This is a genomic window from Agrobacterium sp. 22-223-1 (assembly GCF_053522385.1).
Window position 1 is genome coordinate 323,010 of record NZ_JBNWCN010000005.1, and the last position, 20,814, is coordinate 343,823.

General features: G+C 62.8%; 13 protein-coding genes. 4 read left to right on the plus strand and 9 right to left on the minus strand.

What is annotated here, in order from left to right:
* Nucleotides 1-37: 37 nt before the first annotated feature.
* Together ACQZ60_RS20730 and ACQZ60_RS20735 are read left to right on the plus strand one after the other, a co-directional pair.
* On the plus strand, nucleotides 38-1,789 hold the full coding sequence (locus ACQZ60_RS20730) for a type I secretion system permease/ATPase (RefSeq protein WP_448736030.1): 1,752 nt from the start codon (nucleotides 38-40) through the stop codon (nucleotides 1,787-1,789).
* Between the two features lie 2 nt (nucleotides 1,790-1,791).
* Nucleotides 1,792-3,096 (plus strand): HlyD family type I secretion periplasmic adaptor subunit, encoded by a 1,305-nt coding sequence (locus tag ACQZ60_RS20735; protein WP_448736067.1) that lies wholly within the window; start codon nucleotides 1,792-1,794, stop codon nucleotides 3,094-3,096.
* Nucleotides 3,097-3,293: 197 nt separating this feature from the next.
* Here ACQZ60_RS20735 and ACQZ60_RS20740 read toward each other — a convergent pair whose 3' ends face one another.
* The 6 genes from ACQZ60_RS20740 to ACQZ60_RS20765 all read right to left on the minus strand — a co-directional run bounded on the left by ACQZ60_RS20740 (nucleotide 3,294) and on the right by ACQZ60_RS20765 (nucleotide 10,665).
* Nucleotides 3,294-5,207 carry a PhoX family protein gene (locus tag ACQZ60_RS20740; RefSeq protein WP_448736031.1) on the minus strand — a complete coding sequence of 638 codons (1,914 nt, stop codon included), beginning with the start codon at nucleotides 5,205-5,207 and terminating at the stop codon, nucleotides 3,294-3,296.
* Nucleotides 5,208-5,334: 127 nt separating this feature from the next.
* Entirely contained in the window at nucleotides 5,335-6,048 is a 714-nt protein-coding gene (locus ACQZ60_RS20745; RefSeq protein ID WP_448736032.1) for a 4'-phosphopantetheinyl transferase family protein, read from the minus strand.
* A gap of 63 nt (nucleotides 6,049-6,111) precedes the next feature.
* Nucleotides 6,112-6,867: a 2,3-dihydro-2,3-dihydroxybenzoate dehydrogenase gene (dhbA, locus tag ACQZ60_RS20750; protein WP_448736033.1), complete on the minus strand. Its 756-nt coding sequence runs from the start codon at nucleotides 6,865-6,867 to the stop codon at nucleotides 6,112-6,114.
* A gap of 13 nt (nucleotides 6,868-6,880) precedes the next feature.
* Nucleotides 6,881-7,750 carry an isochorismatase family protein gene (locus ACQZ60_RS20755; protein WP_448736034.1) on the minus strand — a complete coding sequence of 290 codons (870 nt, stop codon included), beginning with the start codon at nucleotides 7,748-7,750 and terminating at the stop codon, nucleotides 6,881-6,883.
* Between the two features lie 95 nt (nucleotides 7,751-7,845).
* The gene (locus tag ACQZ60_RS20760) at nucleotides 7,846-9,471 is read right to left on the minus strand and encodes a (2,3-dihydroxybenzoyl)adenylate synthase (protein WP_448736035.1); all 1,626 of its coding nucleotides are present in this window, start codon (nucleotides 9,469-9,471) and stop codon (nucleotides 7,846-7,848) included.
* Between the two features lie 18 nt (nucleotides 9,472-9,489).
* Nucleotides 9,490-10,665 (minus strand): isochorismate synthase, encoded by a 1,176-nt coding sequence (locus tag ACQZ60_RS20765; protein ID WP_448736036.1) that lies wholly within the window; start codon nucleotides 10,663-10,665, stop codon nucleotides 9,490-9,492.
* A gap of 81 nt (nucleotides 10,666-10,746) precedes the next feature.
* Between ACQZ60_RS20765 and ACQZ60_RS20770 the strand changes: the two genes are divergently transcribed.
* Both ACQZ60_RS20770 and ACQZ60_RS20775 read left to right on the plus strand, forming a co-directional pair.
* The gene (locus ACQZ60_RS20770) at nucleotides 10,747-15,195 is read left to right on the plus strand and encodes an amino acid adenylation domain-containing protein (RefSeq protein ID WP_448736037.1); all 4,449 of its coding nucleotides are present in this window, start codon (nucleotides 10,747-10,749) and stop codon (nucleotides 15,193-15,195) included.
* A 60-nt stretch (nucleotides 15,196-15,255) separates the two neighbouring features.
* Nucleotides 15,256-16,602: a condensation domain-containing protein gene (locus tag ACQZ60_RS20775; protein WP_448736038.1), complete on the plus strand. Its 1,347-nt coding sequence runs from the start codon at nucleotides 15,256-15,258 to the stop codon at nucleotides 16,600-16,602.
* A gap of 201 nt (nucleotides 16,603-16,803) precedes the next feature.
* Here ACQZ60_RS20775 and ACQZ60_RS20780 read toward each other — a convergent pair whose 3' ends face one another.
* The 3 genes from ACQZ60_RS20780 to ACQZ60_RS20790 all read right to left on the minus strand — a co-directional run bounded on the left by ACQZ60_RS20780 (nucleotide 16,804) and on the right by ACQZ60_RS20790 (nucleotide 20,814).
* Nucleotides 16,804-19,641: a condensation domain-containing protein gene (locus ACQZ60_RS20780; RefSeq protein ID WP_448736039.1), complete on the minus strand. Its 2,838-nt coding sequence runs from the start codon at nucleotides 19,639-19,641 to the stop codon at nucleotides 16,804-16,806.
* Nucleotides 19,642-19,703: 62 nt separating this feature from the next.
* Complete coding sequence (locus tag ACQZ60_RS20785) at nucleotides 19,704-19,982, minus strand: phosphopantetheine-binding protein (RefSeq protein WP_448736040.1); 279 nt, start codon at nucleotides 19,980-19,982, stop codon at nucleotides 19,704-19,706.
* The gene (locus ACQZ60_RS20790; RefSeq protein ID WP_448736041.1) at nucleotides 19,975-20,814 is read right to left on the minus strand and encodes a siderophore-interacting protein; all 840 of its coding nucleotides are present in this window, start codon (nucleotides 20,812-20,814) and stop codon (nucleotides 19,975-19,977) included. The genes ACQZ60_RS20785 and ACQZ60_RS20790 overlap by 8 nt, the downstream gene beginning before the upstream one ends.

Here is a 20,814-nt window from a genome sequence, read left to right on the forward strand (position 1 = left end):
GCCGGTTGCCGCCGCCACGATCTCAACGGATAGTAAAATGCGTTATCGTTCCGCCAATAATAATGTTCGCCAGATCAAGGGCGTTTTCGCTGGCTGCGTCGGTGCTTTCATCGGCATCGGCTTGATGAGCGCTCTGGTCAATATTCTTTATCTCACGGGCTCGCTGTTCATGATGGAGGTCTATGACCGCGTCCTGCCGAGCCGCAGCCTGCCGACACTGGTGGCGCTGTTCGCCATCGTGGTGGTGCTTTATGCGTTTCAGGGGCTTTTCGATGCGGTGCGCGGGCGTTTGCTGGTGCGCATCGCCGATCGGCTCGATCAGCTTTTGTCCTTCCGGGTTTACGATGCGGTGATCGGCCTGCAATTGCGCATGCCGGTGAGCGGCCGTCAGGCGCAGCCGCTTCGCGATCTCGACACGATCCGCTCTTTCCTGTCGGGAAGCGGGCCGACCGCGCTGTTCGACCTGCCCTGGCTGCCTTTTTACATTGCCATCTGCTTCGCATTCCATTTCTGGCTCGGCGTCACGGCGCTTGCCGGGGCCGCCGTCCTCACCGTGTTCACGCTGATGACGGAGCTGGTCTCCAAGCGTCCCGTGGAAGAGGCCGCACAACATGCTTCCCGGCGCAACAGGCTGATCGAAGCCACCCGCCGCAACGCCGATATCATCGCCGTCATGGGCATGGGCGCGCCGCTACGGGATCGCTGGCAGGCGGATAATCGCGCTTATGTGCGCGAGCAGCGCTCCGCAAGCGATATCGCTTCCGGCCTCGGCGTGGCGAGCAAGGTGCTGCGCATGGTTCTGCAATCCGGCATTCTGGCCGTCGGGGCCTGGCTGGTCATCAACGAGCAGGCGACGCCCGGCATCATCATTGCCGGTTCCATCCTGTCCGCGCGGGCGCTTGCGCCGGTCGATATCGCCATCGCCAACTGGAAAGGTTTCATCGCCGCCCGGCAAAGCCGCCGCCGGCTTGAAAAAACTTTGGCGTTGCTGCCGGAGGCCGCGATGCGCATGGACCTGCCCGCGCCGCAGGCGCTGCTGTCGGTCGAGCGCGTCAGCGCCATTCCACCGGAGACGGCGGAGCCGGTTCTGCAGGATATCGCCTTCACGCTTTCGGCCGGCAGCGGCCTTGGCGTGATCGGGGCGAGCGGTTCCGGCAAGAGTTCGCTGGCGCGCCTGCTTGTCGGCCTGTGGCGGCCGCTCAAAGGCTCCGTCCGGCTGGACGGTGCGACGCTGGAGCAATGGCCGGCCGAGGCGCTGGCGCGCCACATCGGTTATATGCCGCAGGCGATCGAATTGCTGGACGGCACCATTGCCGAAAACATCGCCTCCTTCGACCGGCAGGCAAGTTCGGACAAGATCATCGCGGCGGCGCGCGCGGCGCGCATTCACGATCTCGTCGTCAGCCTGCCGGATGGTTATTCCACCGAAGTGGGCGAGACGGGGCGGCAATTATCGGCGGGGCAAAAGCAGAGGATCGCCCTTGCGCGGGCGCTTTATGGCGACCCTTTCCTCGTCGTGCTCGACGAGCCGAATTCCAACCTGGATTCCGAAGGTGAGGATGCGCTGACGGCGGCGATCCTCGGCATTCGCGAGCGCGGCGGCGTAGCCGTCATCATCGCCCACCGCCCAAGCGCGCTTCTGGCCGTGGACAAGGTGCTGATGCTCGCCGATGGCCGCCAGCAGGCTTTCGGTCCGAAGGAGGAGGTTCTCGCCAAGGTGCTGCGGCCGGTCGGCGGCGCGGCGGGCGCCCTCAAGGTCGTGCAGGCCGCGGAAACAGGAAAGGCATGAAGATGGACGAATGGCAGACACTCAAACGCTCGATCCACAGCCACCTTCTCGTTGGCGGGCTTGGCTTTCTCACGCTGACGGGCCTGCTTGGCGGCTGGGCGGTTGGCACCGAGATCGTCGGCGCGGTCATCGCGCAGGGTTCGCTGGTGGTGGAAACCAGCCTGAAAAAGGTCCAGCATCCGGTCGGCGGCGTCGTCAGCGAATTGATGGTGCGCGATGGCGACCGGGTGAAGGCCGGGGATGTCGTCATGCGCATCGATGCGACGATGACGCGGGCCAATCTGGCCATCATCGTCAAAAGCCTCGATCAATTCACCGCCCGCAAGGCGCGGCTGGAGAGCGAGCGTGACCGGGCCGGCAAGGTGGTGTTCCCACAGGCCTTGCTCGACCGGAGCGGCGATGCCGAGATCGTCGCGATGCTGGACGCAGAACAGCGTCTTTTCGAAACCCGCAGGGCCGTTCGCGAAAGCAAAAAGCGTCAACTCGAACAGCGCGTGCAGCAGCTTCGCGATGAGATCGCCGGCATGGAAGCCGAACGCACGGCGAATTTTCGCGAACAGGGCATGGTCGACGAGGAGTTGATCCGCTTTCGCTCCCTGCACGAAAGAGGCCTGATGGAAAAGAGCCGGCTCAGCACGCTGGAGCGTCAGGCCACGGATATTGACGGCGATATCGGTCGGCTGATGGCGGGCATTGCCGGGGTCGAGGCGAAGATCAGCGAAACCGCGCTGCAAATCCTTCAGATCGACGAGCAATGGTCGGAGGAGGTCGGTTCCGATCTGCGTGAGATGGACGCCCGCATCGGCGAATATGTAGAACGACGGGTGGCGGCCGAAGACCAGTTGAAACGTGTCGATATTCTCGCGCCACAGGATGGCGTGGTGCATCAGCTGGCCGTGCACACCGTCGGCGGCGTCATCGCACCGGGCGAACAGATCATGATGATCGTGCCGGAGGTGGACAAGCTGGTGGTGGAGGCCAAGGTCGCGCCGCAGGATATCGACCAGATACATTACGGCCAGGCGACAAACCTGCGCTTTTCCGCCTTCAATCAAAAAACGACGCCGGAAATCACCGGAACGGTGGAGCGCATTTCAGGGGACGTGACGGTGGATCAAAAAACAGGCGCCAGCTATTACGTCGTGCGCGTCGCCATCTCACCGGAGCAGATAAAGCGGCTGGGCGAATTCAATTTGATGCCCGGCATGCCGGTGGAAGCCTTCATTACGACAGGGGAAAGAAGCGTGCTTTCCTATTTCCTCAAGCCCCTGCTGGATCAGGCTAGCCGCTCCTTCCGCGAGGTTTGAGGTGTTCCGGCCTGCCGGTTGCCTAGGCCCGCCCTGCGCTACAGGGCGGGCCGAAATGAGTCTTGCGGCAGGCCGGAACGGCCTTCGAAGCGGCATTCCGATTGAAGCAAAAGAAAACGCCGTGCATCCTAACGCACGGCGTTTTCTTTTATCGAACCGGACCGCGATCTTCCGCGGCCCGGAGCTTTTGCGAGAGATCAGCCGATCTTCACATTGTCATCGCGCTTGATGGCGATGAGGGCCGAGCGCGGCAGTTTGCCTTCGCCATCCGGGAAGGGAGCGTCGGGGTGCTGGATGCCGACGAAGTGGGTGCGCTTGTCGCCGGACCATGTCTGGCCGGTGACTTCGGAACCCTTCGGGGCGGTGAGGAAGCGCTCGATACGGCCGGTGGCCGGGTCGCCCGCCAGCATCTGGTTGTTGCCCTGGCCGGCGAAGTTGCCTTCATTGGTGTCCTCGCCATCGGTCTGGATCCAGAGCAGACCGGTGCTATCGAACATCATGCCGTCAGGCGAGTTGAACATGTTGCCTTCGTTGATGTTCGAAGAACCCGCATAGGCGTCCTTGTGGACGGAAGGGTTGCCGGCCATGCAGAACAGGTCCCACTTGAACTTGCCGTCCGCATGGTCGTCATTTTCCGGATACCAGCGCACGATCTGGCCGTATTCGTTCTTTTCGCGCGGGTTGGCGGCATTGATGGCCATGGCGTCGCCGCCGGCATTGGCGCGCAGCTTGCCATCCTTCATTTCGCCGCGGCGGCTGTTGTTGGTCAGCGCGCAATAGGCTTCGATGGCGACCGGGTTGATGGCGACCCATTCCGGGCGGTCCATGGTCGTCGCGCCCACCTTGGAAGCGGCCTGACGGGTGAAGACGCAGATTTCATCGATCTTCATGCCGGTGGTCTCAGGTGTGAGAGCCACCCACTCGCCGGCGCCGTCATCGGCGAATTTGGCGACGTGAAGCGTGCCTTCGTCGAGCAGCTTCGAGGTGTCGCCGCCCGGCACGTAAATGCCGTTGGAGACGAATTTATAGAGGAACTCGCCACGCTCGTCGTCACCCATGTAAACGACCACACGGCCGTCACGGGCGATCACCACGGCGGCGTTTTCGTGCTTGATGCGGCCAAGCGCAGTGCGCTTGATCGGGGTGGAGGAGGCATCCGAAGGATCGATCTCGACCACGTAGCCTGCGCGGCGCGGCTCGTTGGGGTTCTTGGCAACGTCGAAACGCGCGTCGAATTTCTCATAGGCATAACGGGTCTCGGCGACGATGCCATAACGCTTGTAATCGTCAGGCAGCTTGAAGGCGGCGTCGGTGGTGCCGAAATAGCCGTTGAAATTTTCTTCGCAGGTGAGGTAGGTGCCCCAGGGCGTGCGGCCGGCGCCGCAATTGTTGAAGGTCCCGAGACAGTCGATGCCCTTCGGGTCAGCGGCAGTCTTGACGAGGTCGGAACCGGCGGCCGGGCCGGAAAGCTTCATCGGCGTATTGTGGTGGATACGGCGGTTGAAGGGGCTGTCGAGAACGATCTTCCAGCCATCCTTGTCTTCCGCGACTTCCATGACGGTGACGCCCTGCATGTTCTGCAGGATCTTCACGTCGTCGGCCGTCTTCGGATTGCCCTTTTCGGCGTGCGGCAGGTTGATTTCGGGGTTCACATATTCATGGTTGACGGCGATCAGCTGGTGGCTGCCGACCACGAAGAGTTCCATGCCGTCGGTGTTTTCACCGAAGACCTTGTCGGAGTTTTCAACGCTGACGCCCTTGGCGGGGTCGAGATCGGGAACGTTGGAGAACAGCGGCTGGCCCCATTTCGCCAGCGGCTTCCAGTTATAACCTTCCGGGACATGGATGGTGTTGTCGGTGGCGGCGGCAACCGGCTTGAAGGGGAAACGGCCGACGGCGGCTTCCTGCGCTTCGGCCGAGGTGCTGCTCATCAGGTTGCCGAGCGTGCCCATGGCGGCCGCGGCCGAACCGAAGGCAAGCACGCCGCCGAGAAAGCCGCGGCGGGAAATCGCGGTTTCGACGACGCGGTCGAAATCGGTTTCGGCCGGCGGCGGGTTCTGCAGTTCATCCCACTCGTCCCAGGACAATTTGCTCGTATCGATGTCGGTCATAGTCTGTCTCCACCGTTGCTTGTTTGGAATCATTCCAGCAAGGTGCCTACCGTCCCAATATTTCATGCGGATGACGGAAAGGGCAGTATCGGCGGTCATTTTCCCTGCGCCGGGGCGGCTTTTTTCGTCAGCGCCCGATCAGGATGCGGGTGACGAGAAAGCCGTCGAGACGGCAGAAACGGAAGGGAATCTCCGTTCCCCTGCGCCATTCGCCGCCTATGTCGGCGGTCAGCCGCAGCGAGGCCGAGCCGTTATCGTCGAAGCCGGATAATTCCGCCGCCTCGAAAAAGAAAAACCGTTTCACTGTCGGATAAAGCGCCTTGAACAGGCTTTCCTTGGCCGAAAAAATCAGGCCGGTCATGAAGGGGTCGATGGCATTGCCGAGGTTGTGGCGTTCATTCGCCGTCAGGGCCTGCGTGGCGATATCGCAGGCCTCCTCTTCATTCAGAAGCCTTTCAATATCGATGCCGATGCCGCGGAACCGCCCGGAAGAGCCAGCGAGGGCAATCGCCCGCTCATGGCTGTGGGAAATCGCGCCGATCACGCCTTCGGGCCAGATCGGCGCGCGGTCCTCACCCATGCCGGGAAAGATAGAGCGGCCGGTGAGGCGGCGGATGGCCTCGGCCGCGCATCTGCGCCCGGCGATGAACTCCGCCTTGCGTCTGGGCAGGGCGTGTAAAAGCTGCGGCGGCAAGGGAGGGACCTCGCCGCCGCAACCCTCATCGGCGCTGTAACGAAGGGTGAGGCAATGGCAATCGCAGCTGTCGTCCGGCCAAGGCCAGATGGCCTCCGGTGGATCGCCGGAGACGGCTTTGCGATGAAACGCCGTTGCAATGGCCATGTCCGTCACCTTCATCCAGCGGCCTAGATCATGCGCTCACGCTTTTCGCCCTCCCGCTGCCGTTCAGGCCGCAAGCGTTGCGCCGCCATCGACGACGATCTGCTGCATCGTCACATGGCCTGCCTGATCGGAGGCGAGGAACAGCACCGTATCGGCGATATCGTCCGGCCTCGCGATCTTGCCGAGTGGGATGCCGAGCTTGAACTGCTCGGGCAGGCCGGCGACCAGCCGGTCCTTGCCGGAAGGATCGCTCAGCATGCCGGCAAGCATCGGCGTATCGGTGGAGCCAGGTGAAACGACATTGCAGCGCACGCCATAAGGCGCAAGCTCGAGGGCGGCGCAATGGCTGAGGCTGACCAGCGCCGCCTTGGAAGCGCAATAGGCCATCATGCCGATGCGCGGCACGACGGCGGCATTGGAGCCGACATTGACGATGGCGCCTCGCCGCTGCCGCTTGAAGGTGCCGCTCCATTGCCGCAGCATATAGAACGGCCCGGCGGCGTTGACATCCATGCAGGCTTTCCAGTCCGCCGGCGTCAGGCTTTCGCTGTCGCCGAGCCGCAAGATGCCGGCGGCATTGACCAGAATATCGAGCCCGCCCCATTCGCTCTCTATCGCCTTGCAGGCCGCCTCCACTGCCGCCGCGTCGGTGATGTCGAGCGCGATCTGGCGGAAGGGGGCCTCCGCCGTGTCGGCCAGAAGGTCGAGGCCGATGACCTCGGCCCCTTCCTCGATGAAACGTTCGGCGATGCGGCGGCCGATGCCCTGGGCCGTGCCCGTCACCAGCACGCGCCGTCCGGTAAATCTCTGTTGCGTCATCTTGTCCGTCCGCTCAGGCTGCGAGCCGCTTTTCTTCGATCAGCGCCCACCAGGCGGAAAGTGTGGGTACACGCGCAAGCTCATCGAAGCCGACAGTGACACCGCGTTCCTTCAATTCGCCGGCAAGCTTCATCACTTGCAGCGAATCCAGCCCATAGAAGATCAGGTTTTCATCGGGGTCGATGTCGCTTTCATCCTCCACCATCTGCAGGACGCGGGCTTTCAGCCATTCGCGGGTGCCGGTGGCCTCGCCTGCACCGACAAGGCTTGCGGTGTCGATCACCACGCCGCAACGCGTCGCCACATATTGCAGCGCCATGCGGTGCTCGGCCTCGGAAAAATCGGCGACGCCGTCACCGATTATGAAGGGCTGAATATCCTTCATGAAGGCTTCCACCGCCGTCATCATGCAGCCGATATGGGCGTAAACGCCACCGACGATGATCTGGTCGCGGCCCCAGCCTTTCATGCGCTCGGCAAGGTCGGAACGCTGGAAGGCGCTGTAGCGCCATTTGGTCAAAACCACATCGTCGGGCGTCGGCGCGAGCTTGTCGACCACCTTCTGCAATTCGGGATCGACGACGGTGAGCCCCGGTCCCCACATGTCGTTCAGGAGCGCGCGGTCGCCGGGCGGCTGGTTATGCGGCTGGGCGGTATAGATGACCGGCACGCCGTTCTGAACGGCCCATGCCTTCACCTTGGCGAGATTGTCGATGAGGGTGGTCATCAGCTTGCCGTCGGTCTGGTAGAACCGCAGGAAATAACGCTGCATGTCGTGGATGAGAAGCACGGCGCGTTTCGCATCGGGCTGCCATTTTGTCTTGTTGGCCGGAAAGCTCGCGGCAACCGGCATCGGATAATCGGAAATGGTGGGGATCGTCATGATGACCTCGGTTTTTTGCTGCGCCGGCTCGGGCGGCGCGTAATCTTTGGAATGGGGACGCCCTTTTGAGCGTCCCTTTCGATTGGCGCTGCTTGTCAGGCGCTGATGGCGACGGGGGCCGTCAGCAGGTCGCGCAGGCGCTTCTTGTCGATCTTGCCGACGGCGGTGAGCGGCATGGCCTCGATGAAGCGCACGCGGTCCGGCAGCTTGTAATCCGCGACGCCGAGACCGGCGAGATGCTGGCGGATGGCCGGCGCCTTGAGCGCGGGATTGCGCGACACGACGAAGACGCAGCTTTTTTCGCCGAGAAGTTCGTCCTGCATCGCCACCAGCGCCGCGTGCGTCACATCCGGATGCCGCAGGATCAGGTTTTCCACCTCTTCCGAAGCGACCTTTTCGCCGCCGCGATTGATCTGGTCCTTCACTCGGCCAACGACCCGCAGATAACCTTCGGGCGTGCGCTGCACGACATCGCCGGAATAATAGAAGCCGTCCTTGTCGAAGACCCGGGCGCTGTGTTCGGGCGCGCGGTAATAGCCCCGGAACGTGTAGGGGCCACGGGTCGCCAGCATGCCGGCTTCGCCCTCGGGCACGTCGTTGCCGTCCTCATCGACGATGCGGATTTCGTCGTCCGGGCTGATCGGCCGGCCTTGCGTGGTGAAGACGATATGGTCGGGGTCACCGAAGCGGGTGTAGTTCACCAGACCTTCCGCCATGCCGAACACCTGCTGCAGGTCGCAGCCCAAGACCTCCGGCACCTGGCGGGCAAGCGCTTCGGCGAAGCTTGCGCCCCCGACTTGCAGGAGCTTGAGGGATTTCAGCCGTTCGCGATGGGCGGGAGCCGCCTGCAGCCACAGCGCCACCGCCGGCGGCACCAGCGGCACGATATCGACGTCGTGTTTTTCGATCAGATCGAAGCAGGCAAGCGGCTCCGGATTGGCGGCCATGACCACCGTACCGCCGGCGTGGAACACACCGAGCGCGCCGGGCGAACTCATCGGGTAGTTATGCGCCACCGGAATGGCGCAGAGGAAGCGGGTCTGCGGCGAAAGTTCGCAAATCTCCGCGCTGGCCCGGGCGCTGTAGTCGTAGTCGTTATGCGTCCGGGGGATCAGTTTCGGCGTTCCGGTGCTGCCGCCGGAAAGCTGGAACAGCGCCACCTCATCGGCGGCGGAAGGGGCGTAAGCCGGTGGATTTTCGGCCGGGGCGGCCAGCTTCTGCTCCAGGCTGCGCTGCGGATCGGTTTCGCCGAGCAGCAGGGTCAGGGCAAGCTTTGGAGAGGCCGCCTTCAGCGCCTCCACAAATGTGTCATCGGCGAAAAGCTCGTGCCTGCGCGAGGCGATCACCAGCTTCGGCGCGATCTGCTCCGCATAGGATGTCATTTCCAGCCGGCGATGGCTGAAAAGCGCGTTGACGGGGGCGGCGCCGATTTTGATGAGCGCGAAAAAGACGAGATAGAACTCGGCTATGTTCGGCAACTGCACCAGCGCCGTATCACCCCTGCCGATGCCTGCGGCGGAGAGATGTCCGGCCAGATTGGAGGATTGCCGGTCGAGATCGGCATAGCTGAAACGACGGTCGCCGCAGATCAGCGCTGTGGCGTCCGGCCGGCGCTCCACCTGTTCGGCGAGAATGCCGCTCAGCGGCCGGTCGATCCAGTAGCCGCGTTCGCGGTATCGGCGAACGAAATCCTCGGGCCAGCGTTGGAATTCGATTGTCATGGTTTGTCCCTGGAAAAATTAGGCCGCAAGACCGCAGGCGTTCAGCATGGTCTTGAGCTTGGTCTGCACCTCGGCCCATTCGGATTCGGGCTCCGAGGCCTCCACGATGCCCGCGCCGGCGAAGAGCCGCACGGTTTCCCGCTGCACGGTGCCGCAACGGATCGTCACCACCCATTCGCCATTCCCTTGCGAATCCGTCCAGCCGACCATGCCGGTGAAGAGGCCGCGCTCGAAAGGCTCGACGAAGCGGATGAGGCGATGGGCGCGCTCGGTGGGGAAGCCGCAGACGGCTGGCGTCGGGTGCAGCAGGCAGGCAAGCTGCAGCGCATTGGTTTCCGGATCGGCGAGACGGCCTTCGATGCGGGTCGAAAGATGCCAGAGCGCCGCCGTGTTGATGAGGGAGGGTTTTTCGGGAACATCGAGTTCCGCGCAGACCGGCGAAAGCAGCGAGCGGATATCCTCGATGACGAGGCTATGCTCGTAATGGTCTTTTTCCGAAGCCGAGAGCCGATCCGCATTGGCCTTGTCCGCCGCCGGATCGACCACGCGTTTTGCCGATCCCGCCAGCGGGTTCGAGGTGATTTTCTCGCCCTGCTTGCAAATCAGAAGTTCCGGGCTGACGCCGATCAGGTCGCCGCCATCGGGCAGCGGAATGCGGAACTGGTAACCTTCGCGGTTCTGTTTGGCGAGGCTCGCCAGCAATCTTTCGACATTGACCTCGGAGGCGAAAGTCAGTTCACGCATGACGGAAAGCACCGCCTTGCGGACTTCGGAATGGCGGAAATTGACGATGGCATGTTCGACGGCATGCTTGAAACCGCTCTCGTCCGGCAGGCTGTTCTGGCCGACAAGTGCGGGCATGGCCGAATCGGCGACGATCGGTTCCGCATCCTTGGAATTCCATTCATAGTTGTATGGAATATACAGGCATGAAGGTTCGCTGACATCGAAGGGGATAGCGCCGATGGCGATGGGGTTCTCCTGTCCCTCCCGCTGCGCACGCTCGAAGGCGCCGGCCAGTGCCTGCTGCAGCGGGCTGGCAATGTCTTCGCCGCCCCGGGCGGGAATCGCTATCTTTTCGCGAATGCCCTTGGCGCGCAATTGCCCGCTGCCGGAAGTAAACAGAAATTCTCTATTAAATTCAGTAATTTCGTCGGATTCGACGTCATTCGTCCTGAGTGCTCCCGTTTTCATGGGATGCCTCCTGTGCGAGTGGTTGACGATGGCTTATACTTGAGTATGCTAATCATGTTTTGTCAACCGGTTCAAATTCACATGCTAAATTTAACCCCCATGCAGGTGGCCTATTGGGTCGGCCGCGAGGCGGATGGAATACTCGGGAAAGTTACGCCGCATCTCTACCTCGAATTCGACGGGCAGGCGGTGGATACGGAAAAACTGGCCGTTGCCGTGGAAAGGCTCTGCCGGCGTCACCCCATGCTGAGCCTCAGGATCGATGTTGAAGGCCATCAGTCCGTCGATCCTGCCGGCCGGCCGCTCCGCCTCGATGTAGAGGACATGGCCGCGCTCGATTCGGAGGCGCTTGCACGCCGTCTTGAGGCGAAACGCGAGGAATGGAGCCATCGCCGGGCCGATCTTCGCGTTGCCGCACCGGCGGCGATCTCGCTCAGCCTGTTGCCGGGGGGGCGTTGCCGTCTGCATGTGGACACGGACATGCTGGCCGTCGATCCGGCCAGTGTGCGGATCGTGATGGAAGACCTTGCCCGTTTTTACGAGACGGCGTCAGGCGCAGACGAAACCCGGACTTTCGAATCGGTGACCCCGTCGTTTTTCGACTGGGCGGAACGTCTCATGTCCGATCCGGACTTGCGGGGCTTGCGCGAAAGGGACCGCCTGTGGTGGCGGCAACGGCTTGCCGATGTTCCGGACGCGCCGCCGCTGCCGTTTCTGTCCGATGACCCCTTGCGCGCCGTTCACACGGACCGGCTCGCCACGCTGCTTTCTGTGGCCGAGCGCGGCAGTCTGGAACAGACGGCGCGTCGTTTTTCCGTGACGACATCGACCCTTCTGCTCGGTGTTTTCGCACTGGCGCTGTCGCAGGCGTCGGGCGCGGAAAAATTCCGGCTTTCCGTGCCGGGTTTCTGGCGCGCGCCGCTGGTGCAAGGGGTCGATGAAATCGTCGGCGAGTTTTCCAACGTGCTCGTGCTCGGCGTCGATATCAGGCCTGAAGAATCGCTCGAGGCGCTGCTCGGCAGGCTGTTCGATGAGATGAATGGGCTTCTCGCACACCAGTCCTATCCGGGCGTCAGCGTCATGCGCGATCTCTCCCGTCAGCGCGGTGGTTTGCAGACCTCGCCGGTGGTTTTCACCGCAGGCGTCGATCTTCCGGGCGGGGAGCTGTTTTCGGAAAGGGTCGGGCGGGTGTTCGGTCCGATGGTCCACACCGTCTCGCAGGGGCCGGGGGTGGCGCTGGATGCGCAGGTGGCGGCGGTGGATGGCGGTCTGCTGATTAACTGGGATGTGCGGCTCGATGCGCTGCCGGAACGCTGGCTGCGCGTCTTGTTTGAAACCTATGTCGCTCTTCTCCGCCGGCTTGCCGAGAGCCCCGATCTTGTTTGCGAAAGCGTGGCGCGATTGGTCGCGCAGCGGCCGGAAACGGCAGCCGAGGCAAAAGGAAAACCCATGGAACGTCCTCTCTCACCCCTGCAACAGGCCTATCTGCTCGGGCGCGGCACCCATCTGCCGCTGAGCGGCGTGGCCATGCAGGAGTTCCGCGAATATCGCGGCGATATCGACCCGGAACTGCTGCGGTCGCGGCTTGCCGCGATGGTCGCGAGACATGAAAGCCTGCGCACCCGCATCGATGAGCGACGGCTGGTGCAGATGGTCTCCGATGAGCCGAAGATCAATCTCGATCTCGTCGATCTTTCGGCCCTGTCTCTTCCGCAAGCCGAGGCAAGGATCGACGCGGTGCGACGGGATTTCTCCCATGCACATTTCGATCTCGCAGCCTCGCCATGGCAGGTCACGGTGTTTCTTATGCCGGATGCAGGGCCGACGGGGCATAAGATCGTGGTCTTCCTGCGTTTCGACGCGCTTATCCTTGATGGGCGGGCCATTGCCAGCCTCGCAGCGGAACTCTTCGATGGTGTCGTGCCGCCGGAAGCCGCCGCAACGGCCGAAACGCCGAAGGAGGATATCTCGGCGGCCCGTGCCGGGGATGCCGCCTATTGGGCTGAAAAGTTAAAAGATGCTGAGGTGCCCTCACAACTGCCGTGGAAAGCACCGCTCGAAACCATTCCCACCTCGCGTTACAGCCGCCAGAGTCTAACTGTCGACAAACCGCGTTTCACCGCCTTTTCACGCATCGGTGCGAAAGAGCGGCTGTTCAAGAATTCGGCGCTGACGGCCGTTATCCTCGATGTGCTCTCGCTCTGGCTCAACGAAGGCGCGCTCGTCGTCGGCATTCCCGTCGCGCCGCAGGTGGAAGGCGCCTTCGCTAACCGCTCCAGCTTCATCGCCGTCCAATGGGATGCGGCCAAGAATAGCTTTGCGGAGCGGGCGGCAGGCCTCCAGACGGATGTGCTGGAAGGGCTGAACCATCTCGCCTTTTCGGGTATCGATCTCAATCGTGTGCTTCTCAATGCCAATCCGGGCGGGCTGGCCTTGCCGGTGGTGATCACCAACGGTCTGACCTGGCCGACGCTTTCATCCGAATCGACGATGCAATGGACCGGCGGGCTTACCCAGACGCCGCAGGTGGCGCTGGATTTCCGCTTTTCGCAGAATCCGCAGGGCGATCTCGTGCTCGATATCGATTATGCCGAGCAGGCGATCGATGCGGCGACGGTGGCGGATATTCTCGCCGCCATCGAACGCGCGATTGCCGGGATCGCCAATAGCGGCGCTTTCTCCTTCAACGCACGCGATATTGTCGACCTGTCCCACTACTGGCTGAACGGCGAGGAAGGAAACTTCGTCTGCCTGCCATTTCTGGAACGGATCGCCGGCCATCTTTTCGAGGGCGACCCGTCGCGCACGGCGCTCGTCAGCGGCAAGCGGCGTATTGCCTATGGCGAACTCGGTCAGATGGTGGCAGGAGCGATGGCGGGCCTCAGGGCGCGCGGCATCGGCCGTGGCGATGTCGTGGCCGTGTGCCTGCCGCGCAGCCCGGAACATACGGCCATCACGCTCGCTGCAGCGCTGATGGGTGCAGTCTGGGTGCCGGTCGATGCCGGCTCGCCGGAAGATCGCCTGCGCTATCTGCTGACCAATTGCCGCCCGGCGATCGTCGTCGCTCGCAGCGTTCCGCAGGGTTTCGACGCTGTCGATCCGGCGGCGCTTCTGTCAGCACCCGCACCGGATGGCGCACCCGTTAGCATGGCGGAGGTGGCGGCGCTTTCCCAAAGCGAAGAGCCTGCCTATTATCTCTACACTTCCGGCACGACGGGCAAACCGAAATGCGTCGTGCTTTCCAACCGCGCCACGGCCAATGTCATCGGCAGCACGCTTGCGGAGTGGGCGGTGACGGATAGCGACGTGTTCATCTCCGTCACGCCGCTGCATCACGACATGTCCGTCTTCGATGTTTTCGGCGCGCTCGTCGCGGGAGCGACCCTGGTGTTGCCGGAACCGGGTGAGGAAAAGGATGCGGTGCGCTGGAACGAGCTGGTGGCCGAACATGGCGTCACGCTCTGGTGCTCGGTGCCGGCCATCCTCGAAATGCTTCTCTCCTGCCGCCGTGGCGACCAGCTTGCCTCGCTGCGGCTCGTCGCGCAGGGCGGCGATTACATCAAGCCGATGATCGTCGAAGAGCTTCGCAGATTGAAGCCCGGCCTGCGGCTGATATCGCTCGGCGGGCCGACGGAAACCACGATCTGGAGCATCTGGCACGAGATCGTAGCGGAAGATGTGGCGGCCGTGCCCTATGGCCACCCGCTGCCCGCCAATCGTTATTTCGTCCTCAACGATCAGGGCGGCCATTGCCCGGCCGGTGTCGTTGGCCGCATCCATACGGCCGGCGTGAATGTGGCAATCGGCTATCTCGAAGATGGCGCGATTACCCAGACGGATTTCGTGACGGTTGCCGATCCGGAAGGAAACCCCGTGCGCGCCTTCCGCACCGGAGATCGGGGCCGTTACCGGCCGGATGGCAAGATCATGTTTGCCAGCCGCGTCAATGGTTACGTCAAGGTGCGCGGCGTGCGCGTTTCGCTGCCGGATGTGGAAAACGAGCTTATCCGCCATCCTTCCATCCAGCACGTTCTGGTGGTGGATTACGGCGTCGAACAAAAGGGCGAGGCGGCCATCGGCGTGCTATACGTCGTTGTACCGGGCCTTGATCTGTCGACCGCCGATCTGCGCAATTTTGCCCGCCAGCATCTGCCGGAATCGCATGTGCCCGGCCGGTTTCTCAAGGTCGACGATCTGCCGCTCTCGGCCAATGGCAAGCCGGATCGCCGTCGCGCCCGCGAATTGCTGACCGGTGATGCGGAACCGGCAAAAATCTCCGCACCCGCAGCCCCGGCCGTCGATCACGGCGACCGCAGGGTGCTGGATATCTATCTCGGCGTGCTGGGTAAAAAACCGGCGAATGTGGATGCGAACAGCGACCTGCTGGCGCTCGGTCTTCTGCCTTCGCATCTGAAAACAGTCTCGGCTGAAATCCGCACTGCCTTCGGCGTGGAGCTCACACCGCAGCAGCTTTTGCGGTGCCGCAACGCCAGACAGGTGACTTCGCTCCTGGCCGCCCGGGCGGCGTGAACCCAATCATTTCGGGCGGCACTTCGCGCCCGATAACGGAAATTGTGCAAGGAAAAACAGATGGCGCATATCGATCCTGCCGGCGGCTGGCTTCCACTGACGCAGCCGCAACTCGATTTCTGGGAGGAGTTTTCCTTCCATCCCGACGAGCCGGTTTCCACCGTCGCCCATTACATCGATCTTTCCGGTGCGGTGAATGAAAGCGCGCTCCTTCAGGCGATCAAACGCACCGTGCGCGAATCCGAAGTCCTGTCGATCCGTTTCCGTATCGGCGATGATGGCGAGACGCCGCAGCAACGCTGCGACCCGAGCCATGCCCCGGTGGTGGAGCTTGTCGATCTCCGCGGCGATGCCGCTCCTCTGGAAGAGGCGCTGCGGCGCATGAACGCGGATGTGGAAGCAAGGCTCGATCTCAGAACCGACAGGCTTTCGGCGCAGCTGCTCTACCGTATCGCCGACGATCGTTACCTCTGGTATATCCGCGCCCATCATATCGTCGTCGATGGTTATGGCCTGACGCTGGTGGAGCAGCGCTGCGGCCAGCTTTACGGGCACTATTGCGGCAAGGGCGAAGCGGGTCCGGATTTCCACCCCTTCGGCGATTTCCTTGCCGAAGAGGATGCCTACAAGCAAAGCCGGCGTTTTGAAAAGGACCGCGATTTCTGGGCGGCCTATCTTGCCGCACCCGCCGATCTGCCGGTACTGGACAAGGATTGCGAGGACTATGGCGGCGGCGGCCTGCATACGGACGCGGCCTTGCCGCAGGGTTTCAGCACGCGGTTGCAACAGGTGGCGGGCGCAATGGAGATCGGCTGGCCCGACCTTCTGGTGCTGCTTTCCGGCCTTTATCTCCACCGTGTCCTGCCGCGGCCGGACCGCGATGTGCTGACCTTGTGGCTGCCTTTCATGAGCCGCTGGGGCAGCGTCGGCGCGCATATGCCGGCCATGCTCGTCAATATTTTGCCCTTCCATCTCACCATTGAGCCGGGCGAGAGCCTCGGCGCATTTCTGACGCGCAACGCCGCCAATCTGCGAAAGCAGCGCCTGCATGGCCGCTACCGCATCGAGCAGATCGCCGCCGACCGGGAAATCCCGAAGGGCCGGCGCTTCTTCTTTTCGCCGCTCATCAATGTCCTGCCCTTCAGTGCGCCGGTCTTTGCCGGGCTTACCGTTGTCAGGCACATCCTTGCCAACGGTCCCGGCGACGGGTTCAATCTGACCTTCCGTGGCGAAGATGACGGCAGCGAGCTGAACCTGCATATCGATGCGGATTCAGCACTGACGCAAGCGGAGGATTTCGCCCGTTACCGCGAGGAGTTGCCATTGTTCCTCGATGCAATGCTGCGCGAAGAGGCGCTGACGCTTGCGGCGGCGGAGGCGTCCACGGCGTTCCGTCTGGCGGTTTGAGTGGAAGGCCGATAACGCTTACCCAATACTCTACGTCATCCTCGGCCTTGTGCCGAGGATCTAATCACGTCCAATAAGTCGAGGCGCTGCAGATGCTCGGGACAGGCCCGAGCATGACGGAGGTGGGCTTTCAGGATTTTGCCAACAAATTGAACCCGGCTCCGCTAAGGCGAAGCCGGGTTTTCCGTGCCCAATTCCAGCTCAGGCGAGTGTCGTCAGCACGCGGCTCGAAGCGCCGGCTTCGGCAAAGCGGCTGAAGACGCCGCTGGTGGTGTTGCGCAGCCGCTCGACGTCCTGCGGGCCGTAGCGGTCCGAACGGTAGCTCATCAGCACGCGAATGGAACGCTCGCCGCCGATCGTCTCTTCCATCACCTCGAATTGCAGCCCCAGCATGGATTCATGTTTGTCGGGGTCGATCTGGCGGAACTCCACCGGCTTGCCATCCGGCCCGGCAAGGGTGCCGTTCAGCTTGTTCTTGGCGTGGATCTGGATAAAGACCTCGAACAGATGGTCGCGGCCGGGCGTCATGCCCAGCGCTTCCTCGACGAGATCGATCGGGATTTCGCTATGTTCCAGCGAGCCGTTGATGGTGTTCTTCACCGAAGAAATCAGGTCGCCGACGGTCATGGTCTCGCCGAAACGCACGCGATGGGCGACAACCGTGGTGAAATAACCGATCGTATCGAAATAACCGCTATCGGTGCGGCCCGAAGCCGAGGTGCCGACCACGAGATCGCTCAACCCGCCGAGATGGCGCAGCGATGCGGCAATGGCGGCGTAAACCACGTTGAACAGCGAGGCGCTGTTCTGCTTGGCAATGGCGTAAAGCCCGTCGCTGACATGTTTTTCGAGCTTGAACTCGATCCAGCCGCCTGCCGGTGCTTCGTCCTGCGATGCCTCGTGCGGCGTGCTGTCCTGTCCGTTGAGGGTAAGGCCTTTCGGCGCATCCCGCAGCATATCGGTCCAATAGGCAAGGTGGTCGGCATTGACGCCTGACGCGACCTGTTTTCTCGCAAATTCATGGAAGGGCGCCGGCTTGGTGGCGAAGACCGGAGCCTTGCCCGCCGCCCTTGCCCGGTAGGCTTCGGTCAGCTCGTCCATCATCAGGTTCACCGACCATTCGTCGAGTACGATGTGATGGAAGAGGAAGGAAAGCACCTGGCGGCCGGTCTGCGCATCCTTAAGGAAGCGCAGCCGCATCGGCAGTTCACGCGCAAGATCGAACCGCCAGCCGGCCTCCGCGTGCCGGTCCACACCCTGGCTTTCTTCGCTGGTCCAGAACCATTTGTAACCGGGCAGGTCGTGCATCGGCACGATCTTCTGCAGAACCGTATCGTCTTCGACGTAGAAATGGGTCCGCAGGCCGGGATGGCGCTCGATGATATCGAGGAAGGCGCATTCGAAGGCATTCTCATCCACGGGATCGAGGAAATCGAGTGCGAAGGGAATGTTGAAGATTTCGCCGAAACCGAAGGCGGCATAGGCCTTCCAGAGCGACATCTGCGCCAGCGAAAGCGGTGCGGTGAGCGAGCCGCTCGCCGTCGCTTCGGCCTGCGCGGGTGCTGCGGTTTCGAGCCGGGTCGCCTGTTTTGCGAGCGAGGCGGCGGTCGGGTAGCTGAACAGGTCGTTGAAGCGCAGCTCGATGCCGTGATTGCTGAGAAGACGTCCGATGATGCGCGTCGCAATCAGCGAATGGCCGCCGAAATCGAAGAAATCGTCATCCGGCCCCATGTCGGGCGAGACGAGCGCTTCACGGAATTCCGCAAGGATCGTTGCGGCGGTGTCGTCGTCGTTTTCACCGGAAGCAGCGGGCGAAAGGGCCGCCTGCTGCGGTGTCGCCACGGCGTTTTGAGGGACGATGCCGGAAAAATCCGCGCCGCCTTCGAGATGGCTGACGAAGCGCTCCAGCAGGAAGGCCGTCGCATGCGGCGATGTCTCCCTTCCGCCCGTCAATTCGAGGCGGATGTCGCCGGCGGCTGTCGGACCGGCGGCAAGCGTCAGACCGAGACCGGATTGCAGGGAGGGCAGGGGCAGGTGCTCAAACTGGAGCCCATGCTCCGATATGGCTTGAACGGGTGTCGCAAGCGCCTGCAGCGTGAAGGTTGCGGTTCCGCCTTCATTGTCGTTTCGCTGCTCCAGACCGGACAGCACGGCTTTTTCAGCCTGTTCGGACGTTTGGTCGCGGGAGATCGCTACCCGTGCCGCAGCCTCAGCCGACATCGGCATTGAAGCGCCGGTACCAGGCTCCAGGCGCAGGGTTACGGTCTCGGGACCGCCGTTTTTCGCCAGGAAAAGGGCAAAACGCGATCCGGCGCGGGCCAGAAGAGCGTTCGTCGCCGTGGAGCTGTTGAGGCCGAGCAGGGTGACGGGAAGATCGACGCCGTGGCTGTGGCTCGCCGGCCTGTCGATCCCGTTTTGCCGCAGCGCCACGACGGTCGAGCCGGAGGCCGGACGTTGCAGCCATTGAAGCGGAAGCGGGTCGACGCCGTCGCTTTCGACCGCGCGCGGCGAAAGCTGTTTCGGTGTCTCACCGGCATAGGCCGCCGTAATGCCTTCCAGCAGGATTTGCGGCGAGAGGACTTCGCCGAGCAGGCCGTGGACCAGAAATGCCAGCAGGATTTCTCCTTCGCTTAAGAGCACGACGGCCTGAAACGGCGGGTCGGTCTCGGCATCGAAGGGTCTTGCCTGCAGGTCGTGCAGCAAGGTCAGGGCCTCGCCTGCCGATGGAACATGCAGCAGTTGCACGATGGATGCGGACGGGGCCTCGATGCTCTTGGCAAGCATGCCGTCCTCGCCGAAGGCAAAGCGTGCACGAAGTTCGGGCCAGACCTCGCAAACCGTCTTCAGCGCCGAGGTCAGACGCAGCAGATCGCACTCTTCACCGATGCGATAGGCGAGAAGGGCCCGGAAGACCTGATCGGGATCCTGAAACTGCTCGAACCAGACCCGTTCTTCGTATTGGCTCGGCGGGGCTGCATCTCCCCTGTCGAAAGTTTCTTCGATGCGACGTGCGAGCATACGCGTATTGTCTGCTGCCATGGTCCTCTCCTTGGAAATATTCGGGAATCGCGCTCCGGCGCGAAAAGTGCTGTGTCGTGGGATCAATGTCCCGCGCGCGACCGTTCGATGAGCGCCTGCCAGGCGGCAAGCGTGGGCCGCCGGGCCAGATCCTCATAATCGAGCCGTGTCCCGGCAAGCTGGGAAAGCGGCGGCATCAGCCGCATGAGGGCAAGCGAATGAAGCCCGCGACCGAACAGGTTGTCCCCCGGTTCGATGTCGCGCGCTTCATCGTCGAGAACCCTGGCGATAAGGGCCTTGAGTTCCGTCATCATCGTTTCCGCCTCCGGCATGGCGTCCGCCGCGATTGCCGGTTCATTCATCGAAATGATCGTGAACGCCGCTGGCGCCGCGCCGCCAGTAACCGGAAGCACGAGTCCATTTGGGGTTGGCGCCGAATTCTTCGACCAGAAGGGCGCGAACTTCCTTGGCGGCCTTCGATTCGCAGGCGACCCAGCTGAAGAAATCGCCCTTCGGCAGGTCGAGCTTGCGCAGCGCGCCCGCCAGCGCGTTGTGGTCGGTTCCGTTTTCCGTCTTCTGCGTCACCCAGACGATAGACGCATCCGCCTTCGTCGTGAGCTCCAGCCGGTCGGCATCCGTCTCTACCTCGATCAGCGCCACGACGCGGGTGCCCTCAGGCATTTCCTCCAGCCGCCGCGCCAGCGCGGGAAGGCCGGTATCGTCGGCAATCAGCAGGTGCCAGTCGTAGGTGAAGGGAACGGTGAAAGAGCCGCGCGGACCGGCGATCCACGCTTTGTCACCCGCTTTGGCGGCTCTCGCCCAGTTGCTGGCGGGGCCGTCGTGATGGGTGGCGAAATCGATGGCGAGTTCGCCCTTTTCGGCGTCGAAGCTGCGTGGTGTGTAGTCGCGCGCCAGCGGGCGCGGCGCACCTTCCGGGAATTCAATGCCGTTCGGGCCGATCACCGGCAGGCTCGGTTCGGTTTCGCCGGGCTGGGCAAAGAACATCTTGACGTGGTCGTCGAAACCGAGGCTCGCAAAGCCCTCCAGTTCCGGCCCGGTCAGGACGATGCGGACCATGGACCGGCTGAGCTTTTCGACACGCGCGACATTGAGCGCGCGCAGCGCGACGGCGTGGCGATGACGTTTGGGAGTGCGGTCCGGGATGGGGGAATCTATGGTTTCTGGCATGCTCAT

Coding starts and splice junctions, on each gene's coding strand:
- ACQZ60_RS20730 (WP_448736030.1), top strand. CDS start 38: ATGCGTTATCGTTCCGCCAATAATAATGTTCGCCAGATCAAGGGCGTT.
- ACQZ60_RS20735 (WP_448736067.1), top strand. CDS start 1,792: ATGGACGAATGGCAGACACTCAAACGCTCGATCCACAGCCACCTTCTC.
- ACQZ60_RS20740 (WP_448736031.1), bottom strand. CDS start 5,207: ATGACCGACATCGATACGAGCAAATTGTCCTGGGACGAGTGGGATGAA.
- ACQZ60_RS20745 (WP_448736032.1), bottom strand. CDS start 6,048: ATGGCCATTGCAACGGCGTTTCATCGCAAAGCCGTCTCCGGCGATCCA.
- dhbA (WP_448736033.1), bottom strand. CDS start 6,867: ATGACGCAACAGAGATTTACCGGACGGCGCGTGCTGGTGACGGGCACG.
- ACQZ60_RS20755 (WP_448736034.1), bottom strand. CDS start 7,750: ATGACGATCCCCACCATTTCCGATTATCCGATGCCGGTTGCCGCGAGC.
- ACQZ60_RS20760 (WP_448736035.1), bottom strand. CDS start 9,471: ATGACAATCGAATTCCAACGCTGGCCCGAGGATTTCGTTCGCCGATAC.
- ACQZ60_RS20765 (WP_448736036.1), bottom strand. CDS start 10,665: ATGAAAACGGGAGCACTCAGGACGAATGACGTCGAATCCGACGAAATT.
- ACQZ60_RS20770 (WP_448736037.1), top strand. CDS start 10,747: ATGCTAAATTTAACCCCCATGCAGGTGGCCTATTGGGTCGGCCGCGAG.
- ACQZ60_RS20775 (WP_448736038.1), top strand. CDS start 15,256: ATGGCGCATATCGATCCTGCCGGCGGCTGGCTTCCACTGACGCAGCCG.
- ACQZ60_RS20780 (WP_448736039.1), bottom strand. CDS start 19,641: ATGGCAGCAGACAATACGCGTATGCTCGCACGTCGCATCGAAGAAACT.
- ACQZ60_RS20785 (WP_448736040.1), bottom strand. CDS start 19,982: ATGAATGAACCGGCAATCGCGGCGGACGCCATGCCGGAGGCGGAAACG.
- ACQZ60_RS20790 (WP_448736041.1), bottom strand. CDS start 20,814: ATGAGCATGCCAGAAACCATAGATTCCCCCATCCCGGACCGCACTCCC.